The organism is Providencia sp. LY12 (assembly GCF_057621555.1).
In genome coordinates this window covers 978,694-1,001,654 of record NZ_CM172594.1, presented here as the reverse complement: position 1 = coordinate 1,001,654, position 22,961 = coordinate 978,694, and the positions used below count along the sequence as shown (strand labels likewise).

Genomic DNA, 22,961 nt, shown 5'->3' with positions numbered 1-22,961 from the left:
GCTTCGAGAGTTTTTTTTATTTTATTGCGCTAATGCAGGTAACGACTATGCAACCTAAAAGCTTTGATGACATCCAGTTTTCCTCAGTCCACCGCCGCATTATGTTGTGGGGCAGCGGTGGGCCTTTTCTTGACGGTTACGTATTAGTCCTCATTGGCGTTGCCTTAGAGCAGCTCACTCCAGTGCTTAATTTAAGTAATGAGTGGATTGGTTTACTCGGTGCAGCCACGTTAGCGGGGCTGTTTATCGGTACCTCTTTATTTGGTTATATCTGCGACCAAGTCGGTCGCCGTAAAATGTTCCTGATTGATATTGTGGCGATTGGGGCAATCTCCGTCGCTACGATGTTTGTTTCAACGCCTTTACAGCTTCTGTTAATGCGCTTTTTAATAGGCATTGTCATCGGGGCTGACTACCCGATAGCCACGTCGATGATCACCGAATTTTCCAATACTAAACAGCGCGCTTTTGCTGTCGGGTTTATTGCTGCAATGTGGTACGTCGGTGCCACTTGTGCCAACCTTGTGGGCTATGCTTTATATGATGTTGAAGATGGCTGGCGCTGGATGCTTGGGAGTGCCGTAATCCCCTGCATCGTGATTTTGATTGGTCGTTTTGATTTACCTGAGTCGCCACTTTGGCTGATCCGCAAAGGTCGGCATCAAGAATGCCAAAAAATGATGACCAAATTATTCGGTCAGCCCGTGGTATTTGAGGCCGAAGAGCAAAAGAAAACCCGCTTTATTGATATTTTTACCAAGCGGCACTTCTCTTTTGTCTTATTCACCGCAGCGATTTGGACTTGCCAAGTGATCCCCATGTTTGCCATTTACACATTTGGCCCGCAAATTGTCGGGGAACTTGGTTGGGATCAAGGGAAAAATGCCGCACTCGGTAATGTCGTCATTAGCCTATTCTTTATGCTCGGCTGCTTACCTGCAATGTACTGGCTCAACAAAATGGGCAGAAGGCCATTACTGATAGGCAGCTTTGCAATTATGACCTGCGCACTGGCTATCCTCGGTTTATTCTCCAATCTGGGGATCTGCTTAGTGATCATTATGTTCGGTATTTACGCTTTCTTTTCTGGCGGTCCAGGGATATTACAATGGCTGTATCCGAACGAGCTTTTTCCGACCGATATTCGTGCTTCCGCTGTTGGCGTGATTATGTCTATAAGCCGCATCGGAACCATTTTTTCAACGTGGGCACTGCCTGTCTTTATTCACGAATATGGCATTAGCCATGTGGTACTCATGGGGGCTGGCGTTTCGTTAGTCGGCTTAGTGGTTTCCATCCTGTTTGCGCCAGAAACCAAAGGATTAACCTTAGCGCAAACCTCCAAGATGAGCATAATGAAAAGAAAATAGCCTAATACCCATTTTAAAAATCTTTCGTCTAATCACAACGAAATCTCGGGGATTAAATATCCCCGTGTCCTTGGCTCTATTTCAGGCTCTTTAGATATTAATTCAACTTTATCACTTCTTAAAAATTGAATACCCGTAAGATCATGTCCATAAATATCTTTCAGCGCCCATTCTTTTTTTAAAAAATGGCCGCTTAATAAGGAATCTAGCCGAGCTAAATCAACTTTTATTTTCTCATTAGAATAAGTATTGAGTTTTGTCTGTAATTTATAGCGAAGAAATTCCAACATAATAATGCTTGCATTACATATCGCATATTGGTTTATTGACGCTAAATTCCCACCAATGACATAACATTCCCAGTTATGATGAACATCAACAATCGCATCCACTTCACTATTTTCATATAATGGTATAAAGCCATAAAACATCTGAAGAAGAAAAAGAGTTTCACACTCAGTTAAATAATCATCCGAAGATGAAAAACTAGGTAGCTTATCTCTAATTAACTGAATATAAGCACACGCTTGTTGAAATTGCTCTAGGTTTAAGTTTGTTTCAACACCATAAAACTGTGTTGATTGGCTACACATATGTGTTAACTGATATTTCATAATATAATCATTTGGGATTGATGCTTTTCAATACTCTTGAAAAACAAATAATGTGTTTTCCAAAATATAAATCGCAATTTAAAGTTAATTACACACCGTATCTTTATAAGAGCATCCACTTCAATATCAATTGTTTAAAGCAAAAAAACAACATCAATTATTACATATACAAAAAAGATAGCGCCATATTTTAAAATTCAACAATGAAAATCAAAAATAGATTCACTTTCAATTAATAAAAATTTATTATAGTCCAACATTTTATTAATGATAATATTTTTTCAATTAAGAGAACAAGAAATCAATTATATTTATAAATTTATTAAAAATTGATTTTCTTTTTTAGATGGGAATTAAATAGAAACCAATGTTGATAGTTTAAATATAACGATATTTAAACTATCAACTTCAGATAAATGAAATAAAGTAGACGAGCAAGAAAAAATCATTTCACCTTTATGGCATAATCACTTTCCATGTCATCATCACCGCACTGCATAAAATCAGCAATAACGTAATATATTGGAAAGTTCGCTCAGATAATTTCACCAGCAAATATTTCGCTAGCGGCATCACTAACAGTGCCCCTACACATAAAATTAATGCCAGTTTTAAATCCGTGTGACCATCTTGCGCATAAGCCAGCGCCGAAGAGCCTGATAACACCGTCGTCACCACAATTGATGTGCCAATGGCTTGCTTAATATTTAAATCCATATAACGCAATAACATGGGTAGAACAACCACTCCGCCGCCAACCCCAGTTGCGCCTAATACAATTCCCGCCAATACCGCCGGGATCGCCATCGCTTTCAATTGGTTTTCTTTCACAGCAACTTTTTTACGCGGATTAGCAAAAAACATCCGTTGAATAAATAAATACAATGAAAAAATAATCGCAGCGGAGACCAACACATTAATGCCCCACTCCACCTGTTTTTCATAAGCAGGGATACTACCGAGCCACGTCACAAACAGGCTGGATAAAAACGTACTTGGCAACATAATCGCCAAGACAATCAATGCCCCTTTTAGTGGAATATTGCCTAACCGAAAATGCATGTATGACGAAGAGACCTTCATCAACATGGAGAGAAAGTTGGCCGTTGCTACTGCGGCTAAGGCGTTAAGCCCAAAAAAGTAGGTCAGTATGGGTAAAACAATCACACCACCGCCCACACCGGTTGTGCTTATAATCAAGCCAATCAGTGCGCCGATGGCTAACTCTGTGACAATCATGGTGGTTTATCCTGCCTGAGTAACGGCTTGTCGACCTTTTTGCAATGCGATGTCTGCATCTTCATTGGCAAGGGTTAAATATTTGAAAAATAACGTATCGAATATCACCATCTGCAACACTTGAGGTGTGATCACCCCCAGCTGAGAGTGTTGTTCATCATAGTAATATGGCAGCGTTAAATCCGCGAGACGCGCCGCGTCATCTTGCCCAAAGCGCGTTAAAGCAATCGTCGTGCAGCCATTTTCATGCGCCGACTTCAGCATTCGGTTAACTTCTGGCGTATTTCCCCTTGCCGTCACGGCGATGGCGAGATCCCCTTCACCTAAATTTGCCGAATAGCTCAACTGCACATGCAAGTCAGGGCTAAATAACGCCGATTTATTAACGCGAATAAGCTTATGGAAAATATCATTCGCTACAATCGCGGACGAGCCAATACCAAATAGCACAATGCGCTTGGCTTCAACTAATTTTTGCGCGACGGCATCAACCGCGGCGGGCTCTAGCAGCTCTAAGGATTTTTCAATGGCACTAATAAATAACTGCCCAGATTTAGCGATAATCTGAGCCGTATCATCGTTACGGCTCAGATTGCCATACAAACTTTCCGCTTTGTGTTGCTTCTCATCAGATAAATAATCGACTTTGAATTCAGGATAGCCACGATAGCCCATTTGCCTTGCAAAACGAATGACGGATGCGCTGCTCACGCCAGCCTCACGAGCCAATTCAGCGGCATTCATTGCCACAAGGCTATCGCGATATTCCAGCAAAAACTTTGCAATACGCTGCTCTGTGCCTTTGCCTCTCGTCAATAAGCTTTCCAATTTTACTGTCAGTGCTGACATGGCTATACCTTCTTATTATTTTTCTGGATCGTTGAAGCCTATTATCATACTGGCAATGAAACCGACAATCCATGCGCCTGCTACCGCAATCAGAAAATCCAGAATCTGCCCATCACCCACCAGCGGAATTAAGGATAAACCCGCGGTACCAAATGGAATGATAATACCCACATGGAAGAACGCCATCAGCGCACCGCCCGCGGCCCCACCGATACAGCCTGCAATAAACGGTTTACCCAGCGGTAAGGAAACCCCGAACAGTAATGGCTCACCCACACCGAAGATACCGACGGGTAATGCCCCTACTAAGGTTTTCTTTAAACGCTGGTTTTTGGTTTTCAGGAACACCCAGAAACATGACCCCACTTGCCCCATTCCGCCCATGGCTAAGATTGGGAATAAATAGTTCAAACCAAAAGTTTGTAGAATTTCCGCATGAATTGGTATCAAACCTTGGTGCAGACCAGTCAGTAATAAGAATAGGAAGCTGCCACCTAAGATGCCGCCCGTTGCTACTGCCCCGCCACCACTACTCAGTAGCGCCACAGAAACCCCTTGTGCCAGCACTTGGTTCAGATAATGACCCGCCGGTTGGAAGACGACTAACGCCACCATTGCAGAGACTAAAATCGTCACAAATGGCGTCACAATCAGATCTAAACTCTCTTTAATGATGCCCCTAAACCACACTTCAAACTTAGAGGAGAACACCACCACCATCAGCACCGCGAAAATTCCGCCGCTATTCGGTTGGAGTTTTTCACCAAATAAGGTGATATCAGCTAAGCCCGGCATCGCTAAAAGCCCCGCCATCACAGCACCAATCGACGTGGATGCGCCTAATTCTTTCGCGGTATTTACCCCAATCATAATGGATAAATAGGTAAATACTGCGCTACCGATCAGCTTTAATAATTTAAACAGCTCAGGGAACTGCTCAACCACGCCTGGTGCCACTAAACGCACAATATTAATTAGCCCCATAATTAGACCACAACCAATTAACGCAGGAATGGTTGGGACAAAAATTGCGGCTAATGTATTCAGCATACGGCGGATAGAAAACGATTTTTTCTCTGGCGCTGATGGTGTACTTTCATCACTCGCCACGCCGCTGTTTTGCATTCTTTTATTCATCACAGAGAAGACTTTCGCCGCCGTCCCCATGCCCACAATCACTTGCTGTTGTTCACCATTAAAGACAACGCCCTTCACGCCCTCCACTTGCTTGAGAGCATCTGCATCAAATTTACTATTATCTTTTAAAACCAGACGGATACGAGTCATACAGTGGGTTAAGGTACCCACGTTTTCAAACCCGCCCGCATATTTTTCTATTTCTCTGGCGAGCACTTCCAGATGTTCTATCTTATTAGCCATAGGATTTCCCCGGTGTCGACTGAGTTATGACTCTGTTTATGTTATGTTTTACGCTATTCACTGTGACTGTTTAGCATCGAATCCAAACTGGTGTTCGGGTTACACTGAACAATCTCTGTCGCTTGTTGTGCAGTAATATTCAATTCATGCATCAAAATGGCGCGGCGCGGGTGATAATCCACTTGCTTCAATAATGCTGCCGCAGTGTCTACATCAATCCCGCACACTTCCCCAACAATACGTTCAGCACGACGCAGTAATTTAATATTACTCGCCATCACATCGACCATTAAATTGGTATGAATTCGCCCTAAGCGTCCCATGACACAGGTGCTTAGCATGCCTAAAATCATTTTTTGTGCAGTGCCACTTTTCATGCGCGTAGAGCCAGAAAGTACTTCCGCCCCCACATCCGGCGCAATGGCATACTGCGCTAACTCACTGAGCAAACCGTGTCCACGAGTGGTTATCCCCACGGTTAATGCCCCGATTTGATTACCATATTCAATCGCCGCTAAGGTAAATGGCGTTCGTCCACTTGCCGCAATACCAATAATCACATCTTTTTCCGTTGCACCGCGTGCCCGTAGTTCTTCTACCGATGCTTCCGTTGAGTCTTCAATATTTTCAACGGCTTTCAACATAGCCGAATGACCGCCCGCAATAATCGATTGCACCATTTCTGGCGATGTACCAAATGTTGGCGGACACTCTGCGCTGTCTAATACCGCCAGTCGACCACTGGTGCCAGCACCCACATAAAAGATCCGCCCGCCTTGTTTTAAACGATCCGCAATCACATCCACCACATTGGCGAGCTCTGGCAATACCGACTGTAATGCCGTTGCTACCGTGCTATCAGCCTGATTGATCACCGTTAACATCGATAAGGTATCTAAGCGAGAAAACTGCAATGTGTCCTGATTAAGTTCATTGTTCAAACAATCACTAAGCGTATTTTCGGTTACTGACATGGCACACCTCAATTGAAACTATATTTCATTAAAAAATACTATTTATGAATTTTAATTTCAATCCTAATCATAACAAGTTATTCACTTGTGATGATTTACGTGACTGGTCTCACAACAACAACATGAAAAAGTGTGAAAGAACCGGTGGCAACTTTATAAACCGTTTAAGACTGCCACCGGATGAGGACTATTTGACGAGCTTACAACTTCCGAAAGCGGAAGGGATATGGAAGTCTGGCTTCACTGAATCCGGCTTGATCCAGCTGATCCACTTACGCACTTGCTTAGGCTCACCGGCACTAAACTCACCGCGCAGAATGGCGCACATCAAGGTTTTCTTGTCATTATCTTGCCAAAGATTCAACTTGGTGAATTCATCCAGATCGATTTTCCCCGTTAACACATAACCTTCAGGGGTAATTTGCCCGACCGTTTTTAATGTTTCCCAATTCCAGCTTGGATCCACTTCGCGGTAAAAATTGGCTTTCGCATCAAATGTACGCCCTGATGGGTCCATTTCCGCTGTGTAATACGGTTTTAACTCAGGGCTGGTTGCAAAAAATAATTCCACACGGTCTGAGTCCAATACCGCCTGATCTTTATCAGCATCTTTGCCTAGCTGGATATCTTTATCGTCAGCAATAAAGCGAAAATAGAGCGCATTATCGCTCCATAATGCACGGAAATCAGTTTTTGGTGGCGTCTCATTTTCCCACGGATAAGTAAAGTCAGTGAGCACTTCAGCCTGCTCCCAAACCGCTACTTTTTGAGCATCTTCAAGGGAATTAATCTGCGCAGTATGATGAATGGGGTACTCTTTTGCCGCCACGCTGGCGGTCACTAACAAGGTTGTTGCTGCAAATAGGGTGGTTAATTTCATGCCTTGCCTCACTTTATCGGTTTTATAATGTGCGAATAACATCATGGTGTTTTTTATAACAGAATCGTTATGATTGTTTAAGAAATTAAATTTCATAATATATAACGAATATAGAATTAAAATTTCACCAGGAGCAAGGCATGTTCAATAAAAAACCTCACATTGTGAAGAGGCTCACTGTTTATAATTTCGCTATTCTGACCTTAAACTTAAGGCTAACTTTTCACGGATCGCATCGATTACCACTCTTATTTTTAGCGGTAAAAAGGACGTTGCGACCCACACGACAGAAATTGGGTAACGAGCACTTTGATAGCCAGATAAAATCTCAACAAGCTGTCCCGAATGTATTTTTTCTTGTGCCAGCCACTGAGGCAAATACGCAATTCCCGCCCCTTTTATTGTCGCCAGCATAATGGTTTGCATATCATCCATAATCAATTTACTGGTGGGTAAATAGCGGTGCTCTTGCTGAGCTTGGTCATACACTTGCCAAGGCAAAATATGTCCGCCCTGTGTGTAGGCAATAAGCTGATATTTTTCTAATTCGCAGAGTGCCGTCGGCGTACCATTTGCCGTTAAATAATCAGGTGATGCACAAAAAATCATTTTATGGTGGCCAATTTCATGTGCAATCAATTGGTTTGAATCAGCAAGTTGCCCCACTCGCACTGCAACATGAACCCCTTCTTGCTGTAAATCTACATTCCTGTCATTCAATAACGTCTCAATTTCCAATTTAGGGTAAAGGTTCATTAACTCAATCAGTAGCGGGATAACATATAAGTTTCCCAATAGCCGAGGCGCGGTAATGCAGACTTTCCCTTCGACATTACGCTTGCCACTTTCCAAGAAGTTTGACGCTTCTTGCAGAGAATTCAGCGCATGACTCGCATATTCATACAGCACCATTCCATCATCCGTTAATGCTTGCTGACGGGTGGTTCGCTGAAACAATGCAACGCCTAGGCTATTTTCTAAACGCGAAATACTTTTGCTCACTGCTGAACGAGTTACATGTAGCCGCTCAGATGCCGCGGTAAAATTTCCACTTTCAACCACTGCAATAAAAATAGGTAAACAGTTCAAATCTAACTTGTTCATATTGGTGCTCATTTGGAAACAATATAAGGAAAGAATATCACTCATTGTCAACTTATCAAGCCAGATATACTGGTCACATCCTAAATTGATAAGGAAAAATTCCATGAAAATTTTAGTTATCAAATCCAGTATTAACGGTGCACAATCGCAGACCAACACTTTAATTCAGCAATATCTGGATGAACGTAAAGCCCAAGGCTATCAAGACTGTATTATCGAGCGTGATGTGGCAGAAAACCCATTACCCGTTCTCAATCAAGCCCGTTTCGCAGCATTAAGAGGCGCGGAAATTAGCAACTCTGATTTAAAAAATACCGCTGAACTTTCTGACCAACTTATTGCTGAGCTTAAAGAGAGTGACTTACTGATCCTTGGTGCGCCAATGTACAATCTCAATGTACCAACTGAATTGAAAAATTGGTTTGATTTAGTGGTTCGTGCTAGAGAAACTTTTCGCTATACCGCAACCTACCCACTAGGGTTAGTTGAAAATGTCAAAGCACTGGTATTTAGTGCTCGAGGCGGTATTCATTACGGACAAGAGACCGATGCAATTACCCCTTATTTAAACTCTGTATTAGGGTTAATGGGTATTAAGGATGTTCAGTTTATCTACGCAGAAGGTTTAGATATGAAGCCCGAAGGTTATGAGGCTGGGCTCGCCAATGCTCAACAACAATTAATGCTTCTCATTCATCATTAAGTATCATAATAAAAGAAATCCCCACTCTACATTATTTAATTCGTGGGGATTTTGTTTTCATTAAATTAACTATTAATACTCGCTTACAATTGTTAATTGTCAGCTAATGGACTGTATTAATTAATATTTAAATAGTCTATTTCTTTATAAAAACAGACAGTGTCGCAATACAGTACACCATAAAAACTCTCATAATGAGTAACTAAAAGTGCAAAATGAAAACAAATATTATATATTGTATCATTTTATTTCATTTCGGGATTAGTAAATAGATTTTATTTATTGATCTGCGTCATTATTCAAAAATTCTTTTATTTCACTTAAGTTTTAACTCAAAAAAAGAGTAATTTAATAGCCAATATTCTAGGTTTTTTATTTCATTTGAATGTAACATTATATTTCATCATATTTTGAGTATTTACATCATTATTTAACCTATCTACAATTCGCCTCGTTTTGAAATCATCAAATTATACAACTCATATTTAACCAACCTAGGTAATTAACTAATTATCAATATAATGAAACTAAATGAAAAAATAGGAACATTTATTAGAAATGCACGGATAAGCAAAGGGTTATCTGAAAAAGAATTAGCATCCTTAATATCAGTCAGTCAGCAGCAAATATCAAGATATGAAAGAGGAATATCAACATTAAGTATTGAGAATATTTTAAGAATTTTAAATTCATTAAATATTCCCTTCGATGAATTCAGTAGCAAGGTAATAAAGCCAGAGCAAAATAGACTTTTCAATTTGCTTATTGATGAGCTAGAAACTGACGGTGTAATTCATGTAGGCAATCTCAAAAATACATAGATGTATTTTTCGGAGTGCATGCTTTATTTTGAATGCAAGCACCAAATAAGAAATAAATCCTTTTAAAATTTTATCTAATGGAAATTAATATAATGAAATTTAAGTTAATCGCTATCGCATTGCCTATTTCTCTAGCTTTATCTGCAAATGTATTTGCAGACGGAGAACCTAGTGCTCCAGAAGAATTAGCTCCTGTAACTGTCAGTGGTGGCGTTGTTAATTTTGCGGGTACCATTGTGAATACCCCTTGCGTTATTGATAATGACGATGCTTCACAAACTGTTAATTTAGGTCAATACCGCCAAGATGGTTTTAATGGTAAAGATTCAGTGTCATCACCCGTTGGTTTTGATATTAAATTAACCGGATGTGCAACTGAAACATTCAAGAATGTCTCTCTGACGTTCGCGGGTATTACCGTTCCTGACGAAGAGAAAATCCTTGCTCCAGTGGCATCTCAAAGTGGACAAACAACCGCAACGGGCGTGGGTATCCAAATTTTACAAAACAGTAAATTAGTCAATGTTGATGGCCTGAAAGCAACAGATGTTATTAAGATGAATGAAGGTGATAGCACATTACGCTTCCAAGCACAGTACATCGCATTAGCGGATGAAGTTACTGCGGGTTCAGCTAACGCATCTGCCGATTTCACGATTACTTATCAGTAATATTTCTGTCTTTGCACCCGTGTCATAGCGGGTGCGCATTATTTATATCCGGAGTTTTTATGTTTTCGTTACCTAAAACAAGTCATTATTATCAATGGCTGGTTTCGTTATTCTATTTTGGTTTTTCTTCTCTTTGTTTAGCTGGTGGAATTACACTGGATAGCACCCGAATTATTTACCCACAAGAAAGTAAGCAAATTACCACGGGTATCCGAAACACCTCAGATAAATCAGCTTTTCTAGTTCAAACTTGGATTGAGGATGCTAAAGGAAATAAAATAAGCGATTTTATTTCCACGCCACCTTTATTTACTAGTGCACCAAGAAATGAAAATACCATTCGACTAGTTTATGTGGGTGAAAAATTAGCGAAAGATAAAGAATCTCTATTTTATTTTAATGTTAAAGCCATTCCATCCATTGATCGAAATGAATTAGCTGATAAGAATGCATTAATCCTTGCGGCTGTAACTCGAGTTAAACTTTTCATTAGACCAAAAGGATTAAAAATCACACCAAAGGAAGCTGAAAACCTTATCCGATTTAGCAAGATTAATAACCAGAAAATTAAAATATCAAATCCATCGCCGTATTACATGACCTTAACTGACCTTCGTTCAGGAAATAATGAATTACCATCAACGATGATCGCGCCATTTAGTCATATTGAGGTTAATGCACCAGCAGGATTTGACACCAGTAAATTGACGTTCAGTTCAATCAATGATTTTGGTGGGATCACTTCACCAAAACCAGCCATTTTCAATTAAGAATTAATCTATTTTATTTCAAATGGAAATAAGGTTTTCTATGTTCGTTTCACTAAAAAAATACAAAAAAATCATCAATAACCATTTGAGCCCCTCATACTTATTTATCTGCCTTTTTGTAATACAAAGCACTAACGCCCAAGAGGGAGAAAATTACTATTTTCCACCTTCATTGATCTCTATCGATTCAGAGCATATTGCTGATTTAAGTACTTTCGCAAGCCAAGGTTCACAATTACCAGGAACCTATGACGTTGATGTTTCATTGAATGGCAATCTCAAATACAGAAGAAATATTACCTTTGTCAAAGCACAAGATTGCCAAAAGCAAGATGACCAATTACCCCAATTAGTAGCAGACCAAACAGGGTTAATTCCACTGTTAACGCCGCAGGAACTGGCTGAGCTGGGAGTCAATATTGATAACCTTCCATTTCTGCAATCGGATAACCATCAATGTATTCCTCTGGCGCAGTTAATCCCTAATGCGCGCACTGAATTTGATTTTCCGAAAATGAAATTGAATATCAGTATTCCGCAGATAGCATTAAATAATTTAGCCAAAGATGAAATTCCAACTACTCAGTGGGATGAAGGAATTAATGCATTATTTACCAGCTATACATTAGGTGTTACTGATAACCAATATCAGCACGATTTCAGTAAAAATATCTATTTGAATCTAAGAAATGGCGTCAATTTAGGGAGCTGGAGATACCGTGATAACCGCACATGGACCAGCTATAAAAGCAAACATAATCAAGAAAGTAACTGGCAACATCTCAACAGCTATGTCGAGCGAGGGATCATCCCTTGGCGAAGCCGTTTAGTATTAGGCGACAGTTCAACTAATAATACAGTTTTCGATTCACTGGCTTTTCGAGGCGCACAATTGCGAACGGACGAAAGTATGTACCCTTCTAGTCAACAAGGGTTTTCGCCGATTATCCGCGGCGTAGCAAACAGTAATGCGACCATTGAAATTCGCCAAAATGACTATTTAATTTACCAAGCTAATGTCGCACCTGGTGAGTTCGCCATTACCGACTTAAACGCCATGAGTTCGAGTGGTGACTTGCAAGTCAGTATTCTTGAAGCTAACGGCGATATTCAATCATTTATCGTGCCCTACTCCTCTGTTCCGGTGTTATTACGAGAAGGTCGAATGAGTTATAGCCTGACCGCCGGTGAGCTTCGCTCGGATAACAGCCATTATGATACGACTCAATTTGGAGAAACGACGCTTATCTGGGGAGCATCGTCATTAACAACGCTGTATGGCGGCGTTCAATATGCTAAAAACTATCTGGCAGGAGCAGTTGGTACCGGATTTAACTTAGGGACATGGGGGGCATTTTCAGCAGATATCACCCATGCCAATAGCCAATTAACCGATGGGAGTCGCTATCAAGGGCAGTCACTGCGTTTTCTATACGCACGAGCCTTCCCTGAAACTGGCACTAATCTCCAACTCACTGGGTATCGCTACTCAACCCGAGGCTACTATACCCTACAAGAAACCTCGCTAAATCGGATGTCTGGTTGGCTATCACAAAATGAAACCCTTGATACCAATGGGGAACTGAAAACCAATAATACCGACTATTTCAATCTTTACGATAATAAGCGAGAAAGAATACAGACCAATATCTCACAAAAGATAACGGGGGTTGGTTCTATTTATTTAACCGGTGTCCGCCAGAGTTTTTGGGAGCGAAATGGCAGTTCGGTATCCATACAATCAGGGTTGAGTAGCCAGATTGGCGATATTAATTACACGCTCTCGTATGGATTAAATAAAAGTGTTGACCAATACGACGTAAAAACAACGGATAGGAATATTTTCTTAACGGTATCCATCCCTTTACAGAAATGGTTACCTCAAGGAGCGCCGTCAATGTATGCCTCTTATAGTGTTAACCACGATAACCAAGGAGAGTTGGTCCAGCAGACCAGCTTAAGCGGAAGTTTACTGGCTCAGCAAAACCTGAATTGGAACGTTGCTCAAGGGTATTCATCGAGTAATGGAAATGACGGGAATATCAACTTAGCTTACCAAGGCGGCTATGGAAATACACAAGCTGGTTATAGCTACGGTCAGGATTACCGTAAAGTTTCAACGGGTATTTCTGGTGCAGTGACCCTGCACTCTGACGGCATCATTTTTAGTCAACCCCTTGGTGAAACCAACATTCTGATTTCGGCACCGGGAGCGAGCGATATTCCCGTTGAACATACCAGTGGTGTGAAAACAGATTGGTTCGGTTACACCATCAAGCCTTACGCAACACCATATCGTTTAAATCGTATAGCACTAGATAGCAGCGAATTAGATGAACAGACGGAAATTGAAAATAGCGTTCTTACGACGGTGCCGACTCGTGGTGCTATCGTCAAAGCAAACTTTGTGACTCGCCAAGGTGCTCGTGCACTGGTTCACATCGTAAAAAATGGCAAAAACTTACCTTTCGGCACCTTGGTCTCGATTGGGCACCAAACGGCAATTGTGAATGATGATGGACAGGTTTATTTATCTGGGCTCGAATCCTCTGGCGAGTTAACTGCCAAATGGGGATATGACGATGAAAACCAGTGCCAAGCCATATACTCGTTACCTGAAAATGCAGATCTACAATCATTAATTCGATTCGATGTTAATTGCCAATAACCATTGGTCAATAACAAAACTATTTTAATCATTTATTTAAATAACAGGCTTAATATGAATTTAATTATCAATAAACTCATGAAATTAATTTTGGTCATCACCTGTGTTAGTGGCGCAAATATCAACTTAGCCAGCGCGGAAAGTGCAAGTGCGTTAGTTAAAATAAAAGCGACTGTTTTGGCAGGCTGTTCACTTGATGCACCCGATACCGTTTCTTTAGATAAAATTCCGAGTTCTGCATTCAATGGTAAAACAACCGGAGATGACCTAGATACTTATTCTAAAATATTTACGTTGACCGCCACCTGTTCAGGCACTAACAAATATAAATACACCTTCAAAGCAAATGAAGCAGATGGTTCCTGTATTAAAACAGATGCTGACTTTATGCGCTATTGCTTAAAATTCAATGACGATTACCTTGATTTATCGTCTACCACAGCCACCTTGGAAAGAGATAGCTCCAAAGATGGGGGTAAGACTGAAATCACTGTCGTTCCGCAGGTGTCCTCTACTTCAAGTACCCCTGTTGGTGACGTTAATGGACAGATTACTGTCACTATCGAGCCGATGTAAATTACGAATTAACCAGTAAGGTCAACAACATTGCGCCAGTTATTTATTTTTATTGTTTCATTGTTTCCGCTGTCTGTTTATGCGGAAACAACATTTATTCCAACAGAACCTCAATCTGTAATTTTTGATGAACTTACGTCCATATTAAAAAGACATGAAGTTCGATTTACGGTGAATTACACACTCCCTCAAAAAGCAACAGGTCACGTAATTACCTCATGTTGGTCAGGCTTTGACGAAATGAAAAATGCAATTAATAGTGTTGGCTTAGGCCCTAACCAAAGAACATATAGTGATGGAATGTTAAATGTTCGAGGTAGTAATCCAATGTCATTCATTGGCACTAATGGCTCCATTAATGGTGTCGCTTATCTCGATGCTGCATCCGGTTTTGAGAATAAAACATGGACTTTTTATTGTACAGCGGTAAACAGCGCAGCTATGAATGGTAATGATGAATATTTTCGTCCAAGCACAATTACCTATACCGAGATTAATGTACGCGCATCAAGTGCTTTTCCTCATATCAGCGCACCAGCTGTCATTGATTTAAAAACTTGTTCACCCAATGACAATCTAGAAGCGGTTATTCCATTAACAGTAGGTTTTGAGGGATATATGGGACAAAGTAAAAAAATGGATTTAACCGTAAGATCTCATGATTTACCTGATGATTTTGATATTGTTCTTGATAACCAAAGTATTCTCAATAAACCGCCCCAAGTCATTCAAATGCCAGCAGGGCAAAAAGAGAAACAGATTGAAACTCACTTAAAAGGAAAATGCCCAAATCAAGCAGGAGAATATATTTGGAATGCAGAATACATTACAACTATTCAGTAAGCTTGATTTCGCATTTCATGAGTCACTCATTAATATAAAAAAATCCGCCTAATGGCGGATTTACAATCAAGATGAATGTAGAAAAGAATAAATAAAGAAAAGTTCTTAATAAGATTAAATCCTAACTTGTTTTATCAAAATAGCTTTCAATATCCTTGTGAGTATCACTTAACTTCACATTTGGAATTTCACCGTGATAATCATTATTCAGCAGGAACCTTAACTCACTAAAAAAGTCCCCAAAATCAAAATCTAAAATAAAAAGAACACTTAATAATGTATCAACAGAAATACGGCATTTCCCACATTCATATCGCGAATAGTGCTGCTGTGAAATACCTAACTGGCTAGCCACCTTAGAGCCTGAGAAACCTTTCTTTTTACGAATTCGTTTCAGCTCTTTGCCGATTATTACGGAGTAAACATGATTTTCGGGTTTACTATCTTCATCTACGCTCTTCATATTTTATATATCTCCCTGTACAGGAACGATTAAATTAAAAATTTAATTCTCGATCCTACTGATAGATAAAGTTATCCATTATGAGTGACTTTGATGGTGTCATTATTTTGAGTTTTAAAACCGTAACGACTTAATGGCGAAATCACTAACTCCTGTACTGTGTTTTTCACATTAATAGTTTTGCTTTCATTCGGTCTTAAATAAAATTGATCAATGGTATAAGCGTCATTGCTCGGTAATGTCGTGACTGAAGGTGATAAACGAATAACTTGATCCCCTGTATTCGTCAACGTCAGTTGATTATTTTTTTGATTAACGGTGATATTTTTCCAAGGTGTTTGGCTTAATACCCCATTTGCTGGAGTAATCAGCATGGCCACATCTTGGCGAATAGGCATTTTTGCAGAGTTTTGCTTAACGGCACCGACACCTTGGAAAGAAACACGCAAAATCTGTTCTTGTTTTAAATCTAACCCTTTCTTTAAAACAAAATTAATTTGCTGGCTTTCATTTGGTTCAATTCTAACAATAGGCGGAGATACCATAACATCTTTAGCCATAGGCTGAGAACCATCTAAGTCAGAAACTTTTGTTGATAATAAAATAGGCTCTTTCGATGTATTTTTTACACTAAATACTTTGCGCTCTTCACCTGCATCTAAAATAACAGTCATCGTTTCTAATTGGAAACTCGCTTTTGCAGATACACTCATTAAGCCCATTAAACTTAAAAATGCGATATAAATTAACTTTTTCATTAAAACCTCAAACTTGTATTCAAATAATATTAAGATTATTGGCAGATAGCATCTGCCTCTTCATAAAGTGATTCAGCGGAAAAAAATTCCGGTACGTTATATTTAATAATGCAATCATCAGAGTTAGGTGAGCGCAAAATAATGTCATCGCCAATTTGCTCATTACTGAGTAATAAATTACCTTCCCCCATAATCACACCCATATAATCACCTTTTTTATTGAGCACACTGGCACCAAATGGAACGTCATTGCCATTGGCCATTTTGATGCTCAACAATAATTGCCGCATTGTGGTTGCCTGAATGCGCTTCGTCATAACAGTACCTCTCGCCGCAGCAACATCAAACGACGTTGTATCCAAACGCACATTCAGAGGAAGTTTCTCCGTATTTAGCTGCACGGTAGATTTTTGGTTCTTTGGTAACGATGAAATCGCTGCCGTCCCAAAATGATTGGTTATCGTGGTGCCACTGCCCATCGTGTTGACTCTAACCCCTGGCGCATCAGGTACATACACGATGCCAAAGGTGTCTCCTAAAGGTACGGATGACGTTGCAAATAACCCATCGGAATACGCCATGCCGCCTGATGCAGAGGCCGTGACTGAGTGCGTATTATTCTGGGACATCGAACCGCTCAGCGAAATATTGCTATACGCATTGGCATTATTAATACTGCCATTCACTACACTCGTGCCATCATTACGACCAGCCCCAACGGAGTACCTTAAATTATCGCTGACTTGCTGATTATAATTTGCCATTACCATGGTTTTATCTTGGTAATATTGGCTCTGCATACTCATGCTTTTTTTCTTACCTAACGGCATCGATGCATTAATAAAAATTCGGCTATCTCGATCATCACCCGTTTGGTAATTCACATTCAACGATATATCTGCAATTTTTCGGCTATAGCCCGCTGAATAAAAAACGGTATCAGATTTATCGCCATAAAAATGATTATGGTTTACGTTAGCGCTAAAGCGCCCCCATGTAACATCACCCCAACTGGCAAATAACGAGGAGGTAGTTTGCAATTCGCCACTAAACCATCCATTCGTATTTTCTTGCTCATCCTGAGCGGGCTGCTTTTTTAATAATGAGCTATCCAAGGTTGGAAATTTATTCGTACGATATAAAACAGATGCTCCGAATGTCATTTTTTCAAATGCAATATTGCTATTGAAATCGATCTGCTCCCCGCGCTTTTCATTATTTCTCGCACTTTGAACGCCAATCCCCGTAGAAATCGGTGTTGAAAAATCAAAATAAGAGTTAAGTCGTCCACTCACCGCTTGAAATTGATTTGAATAAAGTACGCCTGCCCCATAATTTGACATGCCATATTGCTGGCTGATTTCTGCACTGCCAATAATGGGTTTATCCGTTTGCAGATCACTTTGACTACGATAACGCCCCACTGAAAATTGATAGCTCATGGGGAAAACCGCAGTTTGCTGGTTGGCCGTCACCACCTGAAACTGCTGTTTTTCACCATTATCTTGGAAAACTGTGACATCCAAAGGCGAACCAATCACCACATTATTAATACGATTTAACTCAAAAGGTCCTGCTGGCACCATCGTTCGATATAGCAGTCGCCCATTTTGCTGCACTTCAACCGTTGATGGTGTACTTGCAAACCCAGTCACCGGAACAACTAAAATATTCGAACCTTGCAAAGAGCTATCTGAGTAAATTTGCACACCATCCAGCGGTGTTCCCCCAAAAAATGCGCCTTGCGTATTAAGTTGCCCGATATCTAATAACGACTGCAAAGGTTCGATGCTTTTTGACAGTACAGTTTCATTAAATTGATATTGTGATTTTGAATCTCCAGCAGAAAGGCTACTGTTATTTCGTAAAACCCAATTGTTCCAGTTAATACCCGTTTCAAACTCTCCTTGATAGAAACGCTGACTGTAATTACCGTTAATATGCATCCCGTATAACTGATAGTTACTGACAACACCAAAACCACCGTAAGTTAACTCATTGCCTTGTAGTTTTGGGTCTAAATTCTCTTCGGCAACCACCATATCAATTTGGTAGGAGCTAGGATGTAATGCAATTTTTGCCTCAGGGTAAATTTGTTCGAATGTATTACATCCGTCAGTTAAGTTAACTTTTTTTAACCTTAACTTACTCATTAACCCGTCAGTCAAGCAAAGCTCACCGTTTTCATTGATTTCAATATTCGCAGTATATTCATTACTGCCATTTAATTTTATGGTGACATCATGATTTCCGGGTAAAAACTGATTACCCTTCATAAAGAATTCAGCGACCTCTGCCCCATACCCTAGTGATTTTAAAGAGTCGATATCAAAATTAATTGACGATCCTGTGTTACTCTTTATTGATTCAGATGCATCGGAATTATTTACATGCAGTACGACAAAAATTAAAAATAGCTGGCAATAAGAAAATTTATTTTTCTTATTCATTATTATTTTTATTTCCAATATAAATTACTAAGAATTAAAGCTATATTCCAAATGAAAATATAATATCTGCACTGCCATCTAATTCCACAGCCTCAATAATTGGACCATTGGTTTCTTTAAGGCTGTTTAATATAGGCTTAACGGCTATATTAACGGTGAAATTTTTTCCACTGGATAATACGTTTTCATTTGTAAACCATGCATATTTTTTCCCTTTTAATACCGCTCCTTGAATGCGCTGAAATGGCCCTGCGCCTTCCACCACTCCGATTCCAACCGATTGACCATCCACTTTTGGTTGGTTAAGTATCAGCTGGTAATTCCCTAATCGTCCTTGGTTATTCACCTTCCCTAACCCAAAGTAATCTTCATTTCCCAATTGTGATGAATCACTTCGGTTATCCGAGAACTGAACAAGCAATTGAGTTGGTGTATTACACGACACTTGCCATGTTTTGGTAATCTCGGGTATTTCCGTTGCGTTAATCGCATTAAACTGGCGAGCATGCAATTGATTAAATTGATATTGCCCGCCATCAGGGATAACGATTTCACACGTAGGGGGTGACTCAACCTGTTCAATAATATTTCTATTTTGAAAAGTATGCGAATAAACTGCTTCACTAAAAAACAGACTACAATATGCAAACAGCAATGTAGCTTTAGTTACTGGAGTGACAAATAAACGCATATATTCCCCAAGAAACAAATTTCATTAGAATTTAATTAAATACCAAAGTTAAACGCCAGCACAGCCTCTGCTTGATAATCAACATTAGACGTCAAATCGATACCCGCTGTCGTTAATTGGTTGATTGAGCTAATATAAACGCTGGTTGTTACAAAATCCGCAGAGAATACTTTTCCCGCTGTTAATTTATTGGCGAATATTGTTGAGCTCTTTGTACCAAAACCATTAAGTATTTTCTTAGTCATGACAGAGTTATTTGCTGTAACACCATCACTTGCAATAAAAGCAGTTTTAGAATCAATCGTGACATCAGAAACAGCAAACATCACTGCACCGACGGATTTATCTGGGCTATCCGAATGCACCATGAAAAAATAAGTATCGCCAGATGCTGTAGGCCATGGCGTACTTTGATACGTATCCGTTGCACGATAGGTTAAATATGTCTCCGCATCACAAGTCACAGTGACATTCTTTTTAACCGGTGATTGTAATACCGTATAAGATGTTTGACTCAAATATCTTGGCGATGTTTTTGCTAATTCAAAAATAACATCTGACTGTTCATTTCCATTAATTAAACAGGTTGGCATTGCAACTTTGCCGGATACTTTTATATTTGCAGTTGTATTGGCAAATACAGCTGGAGATATTAATACCGTCGATAATATTAATGGTGTTATTTTTTTAATCATAGTTCCGTTCCATAATGAATAGATATAAATTTATATCTATTCATTTCAATCAAAAAATTAGAGAGAGAAAGCAAAGGCTAATGTTGCATGACCATCTAATTCCGCATCACCCGAGCTTGTTTTCAATTCAGAACTCAGCGTTGGTTTTACATCAAAGTCTGCTGCAAAAATTTGCCCAGCTCTTAATGTGCTCGTAGCTGTTGCCCACGCCATTTTTTTCGTTTTATCAATAGACATTGCTGTTGCATATGTTGCACCATTCGAAATACCAACAGCTTGAGCAGCACTTGAAGAATCCGCTTTGACTGTCGCATTCTTCATAGTAATTGTATAGAAACCAACTTTTTTATCGGTATCAAACAGACCTAGACCAAAGTTATATACACCCGCGGTTAATACAGAACTCGCACGATTATCAGTAGAGGAGAAAGTTAAATAAGTCGCTGCATCACAAATCACTTCAATGCTATTTGTTTTTGCATCAAGTCCTAAATTACCTGAAACAGGGAACATTCCAGGTGACACATCAAATACATATTCTAGATCAACTTCATTCTGACCTTTAATAGTACAAGTTGGTGGTGTAATTGAACCTGATACTTTTAAATTAGCCACAGGTGCAGCTGCTAATGTCGCGCTTGAAACAGAAATTAAAGATAATGCAATTACGGTTCTCTTAAACATGAAATAAATCCTATAAAATAAAAATAATATTTAAACGAATAAAACCCCTCCTATTGGAATTTTAAAATTAAAATCCTAATAAGAATATTTTAGATATTTATTTGGTTTTATTTGTTTTCAATATCGATTTAGTGCTAACAAACTCCATTAGCCTAATTAACTCGATGGAGCCATTATAAGCATATATTTTTAAGATTTGAATTAGGCTAAATAAAGCAAATTATTTAATTTTGCCTTATTACAAAGTATTTCAGTATGTTTCATCATAGAAAACAAACAAGTAAACTCAATTACTCGTTTTAAGATTATCTGTTGAATATATTTAAACCTAGAACCATCATAAAAAGAATATAAATACAATATTTTATATCAAATATACTTTTTTTTTGTTCCGATCAGCGAAGAATTACAATTTTACACACATACGGAGTAAAAATAAAATGTCGATAATTGACGAAAAAAGACAGAGATAACTTTATTTAGCCATAAATCAATAAGATACTGACAGGTAGCCAAATAAACCATTCACACTTATACACAGTAAACTAAAGAAACTATACAAACTTGTGAAGTTACACCAAAACCATCGCCAAGTTGTTACGCCAATGAAGAGTAATAATGGTGGTTTTATCTAGCCACCTCTTCCGATCGTCATATTTAGAGCATCTTTATATGATCACCTCTACTTACTTCTTGTGTTTTATACTAGTAGCTGATTTTTATTTGGTGAATTATGAAGCCATTATCTTACAGTTTGATAATTTATTTTTTGACTTACGCTATAAAACAGTCAGATATAATCTAATCAATAGTAAAAAACGCCTTTTATTTTTTCCGTTTTTTTCTCGCCGTCACACTCTTTTTCTTTTTATCTTCTCGGCTTGATGACCAAATCTCAATGTAATCCATATTCGTTAAGAAAAAGACAATACAGCTTCCTAGAACCACCATCCAAACTAACATCGCTTTTGGAATATTATCGAAGCGGAAAATTAATAACAGTGGAATAAGCACCATCATGCTGATAAACATTGAGCTAATCATGCCCAACACCACAGGAGCGATAAATTTCTTCATCCCGATCATTCTCATCACTAGCGTGAAAACAATACAGGCAGGGATCATTCCAAACGTAGCAAACATCACGATCAACCCCGGCTCCCCTTTATTCACCAACCAATCGGTGAAACCAAACCATGAAAAAGGAATTGTGATCATGATGCAGACTCCTGTTGAACATACAGCAAGGGAATATCTTTAAAACGGAATAAAAGTGTAAAAATGAGATTCGGGAAAAGACGAATGTTGGTGTTGTATAACGTGACTGTTTGATTAAAAAATTCTCGGCGATCCGCAATTTGGTCTTCTAACCCTTTTGCTGACGTTTGTAATGCTAATAACGCCTGCTGGCTAATCAGCTTGGGGTATTTTTCTGCCAGTAAAAAAATCGGCTTTAAATGTGAGCGAAATTGGTTTGCGGAATCCACTTTAACGTCGAGCTGTTCCGTGGATAAATAGTGCTGACGACTTTGCAGTAATTCGCTAATTAAACGCTTTTCATGAGTCATTGCCCCTTCCGCTACGATTGTTAATTGTGGCATTAAATCTGCCTGTTTTTTTAGGAGCACATCAATATTGGCAAATGCTTTGTCGCAATTATTTTTCAAGAAAATAATATTGTTGTAGATCCCCACAATATAGCGAACCAAAATGGTGCCTATCACCGCGACAAAAATCCAAAAGATAATCTGATTCATA

Annotated in this window: 23 protein-coding genes; 8 read left to right on the top strand and 15 right to left on the bottom strand. The window is 39.3% G+C overall.

The genetic code is table 11. The features are described from left to right. Window positions 1-47: 47 nt before the first annotated feature. The gene (locus ACY3ZI_RS04440; RefSeq protein WP_108479456.1) at window positions 48-1,370 is read left to right on the top strand and encodes an MFS transporter; all 1,323 of its coding nucleotides are present in this window, start codon (window positions 48-50) and stop codon (window positions 1,368-1,370) included. Window positions 1,371-1,402: 32 nt separating this feature from the next. Here the strand turns inward: ACY3ZI_RS04440 and ACY3ZI_RS04435 are convergent, their stop codons facing one another. The 7 genes from ACY3ZI_RS04435 to ACY3ZI_RS04405 all read right to left on the bottom strand — a co-directional run bounded on the left by ACY3ZI_RS04435 (window position 1,403) and on the right by ACY3ZI_RS04405 (window position 8,410). Next, window positions 1,403-1,984: a hypothetical protein gene (locus tag ACY3ZI_RS04435; protein ID WP_211886530.1), complete on the bottom strand. Its 582-nt coding sequence runs from the start codon at window positions 1,982-1,984 to the stop codon at window positions 1,403-1,405. A gap of 456 nt (window positions 1,985-2,440) precedes the next feature. Further along, window positions 2,441-3,223 (bottom strand): sulfite exporter TauE/SafE family protein, encoded by a 783-nt coding sequence (locus ACY3ZI_RS04430; protein ID WP_132496240.1) that lies wholly within the window; start codon window positions 3,221-3,223, stop codon window positions 2,441-2,443. Between the two features lie 6 nt (window positions 3,224-3,229). Then, window positions 3,230-4,072: a MurR/RpiR family transcriptional regulator gene (locus ACY3ZI_RS04425; protein ID WP_036954098.1), complete on the bottom strand. Its 843-nt coding sequence runs from the start codon at window positions 4,070-4,072 to the stop codon at window positions 3,230-3,232. Between the two features lie 15 nt (window positions 4,073-4,087). Beyond that, window positions 4,088-5,452 (bottom strand): PTS transporter subunit EIIC, encoded by a 1,365-nt coding sequence (locus ACY3ZI_RS04420; RefSeq protein WP_286270962.1) that lies wholly within the window; start codon window positions 5,450-5,452, stop codon window positions 4,088-4,090. Between the two features lie 53 nt (window positions 5,453-5,505). Then, a complete protein-coding gene (murQ, locus tag ACY3ZI_RS04415) occupies window positions 5,506-6,426 on the bottom strand; it encodes an N-acetylmuramic acid 6-phosphate etherase (RefSeq protein ID WP_211886534.1) in 921 nt (306 codons plus the stop codon). Between the two features lie 187 nt (window positions 6,427-6,613). Beyond that, the gene (locus ACY3ZI_RS04410; protein ID WP_249215462.1) at window positions 6,614-7,306 is read right to left on the bottom strand and encodes a carbohydrate-binding family 9-like protein; all 693 of its coding nucleotides are present in this window, start codon (window positions 7,304-7,306) and stop codon (window positions 6,614-6,616) included. A gap of 192 nt (window positions 7,307-7,498) precedes the next feature. Continuing rightward, window positions 7,499-8,410 (bottom strand): LysR family transcriptional regulator, encoded by a 912-nt coding sequence (locus ACY3ZI_RS04405; RefSeq protein WP_487376115.1) that lies wholly within the window; start codon window positions 8,408-8,410, stop codon window positions 7,499-7,501. Between the two features lie 103 nt (window positions 8,411-8,513). On the opposite strand from ACY3ZI_RS04405, the gene ACY3ZI_RS04400 reads away from it, so the two are divergent. The 7 genes from ACY3ZI_RS04400 to ACY3ZI_RS04370 all read left to right on the top strand — a co-directional run bounded on the left by ACY3ZI_RS04400 (window position 8,514) and on the right by ACY3ZI_RS04370 (window position 15,462). After that, a complete protein-coding gene (locus tag ACY3ZI_RS04400) occupies window positions 8,514-9,113 on the top strand; it encodes an FMN-dependent NADH-azoreductase (protein ID WP_211886540.1) in 600 nt (199 codons plus the stop codon). 521 nt (window positions 9,114-9,634) lie between these two features. Then, a complete protein-coding gene (locus tag ACY3ZI_RS04395) occupies window positions 9,635-9,934 on the top strand; it encodes a helix-turn-helix domain-containing protein (RefSeq protein WP_211886542.1) in 300 nt (99 codons plus the stop codon). Between the two features lie 92 nt (window positions 9,935-10,026). After that, on the top strand, window positions 10,027-10,605 hold the full coding sequence (locus ACY3ZI_RS04390) for a fimbrial protein (RefSeq protein WP_487376112.1): 579 nt from the start codon (window positions 10,027-10,029) through the stop codon (window positions 10,603-10,605). A gap of 59 nt (window positions 10,606-10,664) precedes the next feature. Then, window positions 10,665-11,375, top strand: coding sequence for a fimbria/pilus periplasmic chaperone (locus tag ACY3ZI_RS04385; protein WP_487376110.1), 711 nt, complete (start codon window positions 10,665-10,667; stop codon window positions 11,373-11,375). Between the two features lie 40 nt (window positions 11,376-11,415). Further along, window positions 11,416-14,043, top strand: coding sequence for a fimbria/pilus outer membrane usher protein (locus tag ACY3ZI_RS04380; protein WP_487376107.1), 2,628 nt, complete (start codon window positions 11,416-11,418; stop codon window positions 14,041-14,043). A gap of 54 nt (window positions 14,044-14,097) precedes the next feature. Continuing rightward, window positions 14,098-14,619, top strand: a complete 522-nt coding sequence (locus ACY3ZI_RS04375; protein WP_211886548.1) for a hypothetical protein — start codon at window positions 14,098-14,100, stop codon at window positions 14,617-14,619. Window positions 14,620-14,649: 30 nt separating this feature from the next. Beyond that, complete coding sequence (locus ACY3ZI_RS04370; protein ID WP_211886551.1) at window positions 14,650-15,462, top strand: patatin-like phospholipase domain-containing protein; 813 nt, start codon at window positions 14,650-14,652, stop codon at window positions 15,460-15,462. 121 nt (window positions 15,463-15,583) lie between these two features. Here ACY3ZI_RS04370 and ACY3ZI_RS04365 read toward each other — a convergent pair whose 3' ends face one another. The 8 genes from ACY3ZI_RS04365 to ACY3ZI_RS04330 all read right to left on the bottom strand — a co-directional run bounded on the left by ACY3ZI_RS04365 (window position 15,584) and on the right by ACY3ZI_RS04330 (window position 22,960). Then, window positions 15,584-15,925 carry a helix-turn-helix domain-containing protein gene (locus ACY3ZI_RS04365; RefSeq protein WP_211886554.1) on the bottom strand — a complete coding sequence of 114 codons (342 nt, stop codon included), beginning with the start codon at window positions 15,923-15,925 and terminating at the stop codon, window positions 15,584-15,586. Between the two features lie 71 nt (window positions 15,926-15,996). Continuing rightward, on the bottom strand, window positions 15,997-16,683 hold the full coding sequence (locus tag ACY3ZI_RS04360) for a fimbria/pilus chaperone family protein (RefSeq protein WP_211886560.1): 687 nt from the start codon (window positions 16,681-16,683) through the stop codon (window positions 15,997-15,999). 35 nt (window positions 16,684-16,718) lie between these two features. Continuing rightward, window positions 16,719-19,133 (bottom strand): fimbria/pilus outer membrane usher protein, encoded by a 2,415-nt coding sequence (locus ACY3ZI_RS04355; protein WP_487376100.1) that lies wholly within the window; start codon window positions 19,131-19,133, stop codon window positions 16,719-16,721. 40 nt (window positions 19,134-19,173) lie between these two features. Further along, the gene (locus ACY3ZI_RS04350) at window positions 19,174-19,824 is read right to left on the bottom strand and encodes a hypothetical protein (protein ID WP_211886564.1); all 651 of its coding nucleotides are present in this window, start codon (window positions 19,822-19,824) and stop codon (window positions 19,174-19,176) included. A 35-nt stretch (window positions 19,825-19,859) separates the two neighbouring features. Continuing rightward, entirely contained in the window at window positions 19,860-20,519 is a 660-nt protein-coding gene (locus ACY3ZI_RS04345) for a fimbrial protein (protein WP_211886566.1), read from the bottom strand. Window positions 20,520-20,576: 57 nt separating this feature from the next. Then, window positions 20,577-21,203 (bottom strand): DUF1120 domain-containing protein, encoded by a 627-nt coding sequence (locus tag ACY3ZI_RS04340; protein ID WP_211886568.1) that lies wholly within the window; start codon window positions 21,201-21,203, stop codon window positions 20,577-20,579. Window positions 21,204-22,028: 825 nt separating this feature from the next. Beyond that, a complete protein-coding gene (locus ACY3ZI_RS04335) occupies window positions 22,029-22,421 on the bottom strand; it encodes a hypothetical protein (protein WP_211886570.1) in 393 nt (130 codons plus the stop codon). Continuing rightward, window positions 22,418-22,960 (bottom strand): LemA family protein, encoded by a 543-nt coding sequence (locus tag ACY3ZI_RS04330; RefSeq protein WP_036954057.1) that lies wholly within the window; start codon window positions 22,958-22,960, stop codon window positions 22,418-22,420. The genes ACY3ZI_RS04335 and ACY3ZI_RS04330 overlap by 4 nt, the downstream gene beginning before the upstream one ends. Window position 22,961: the final 1 nt, after the last annotated feature.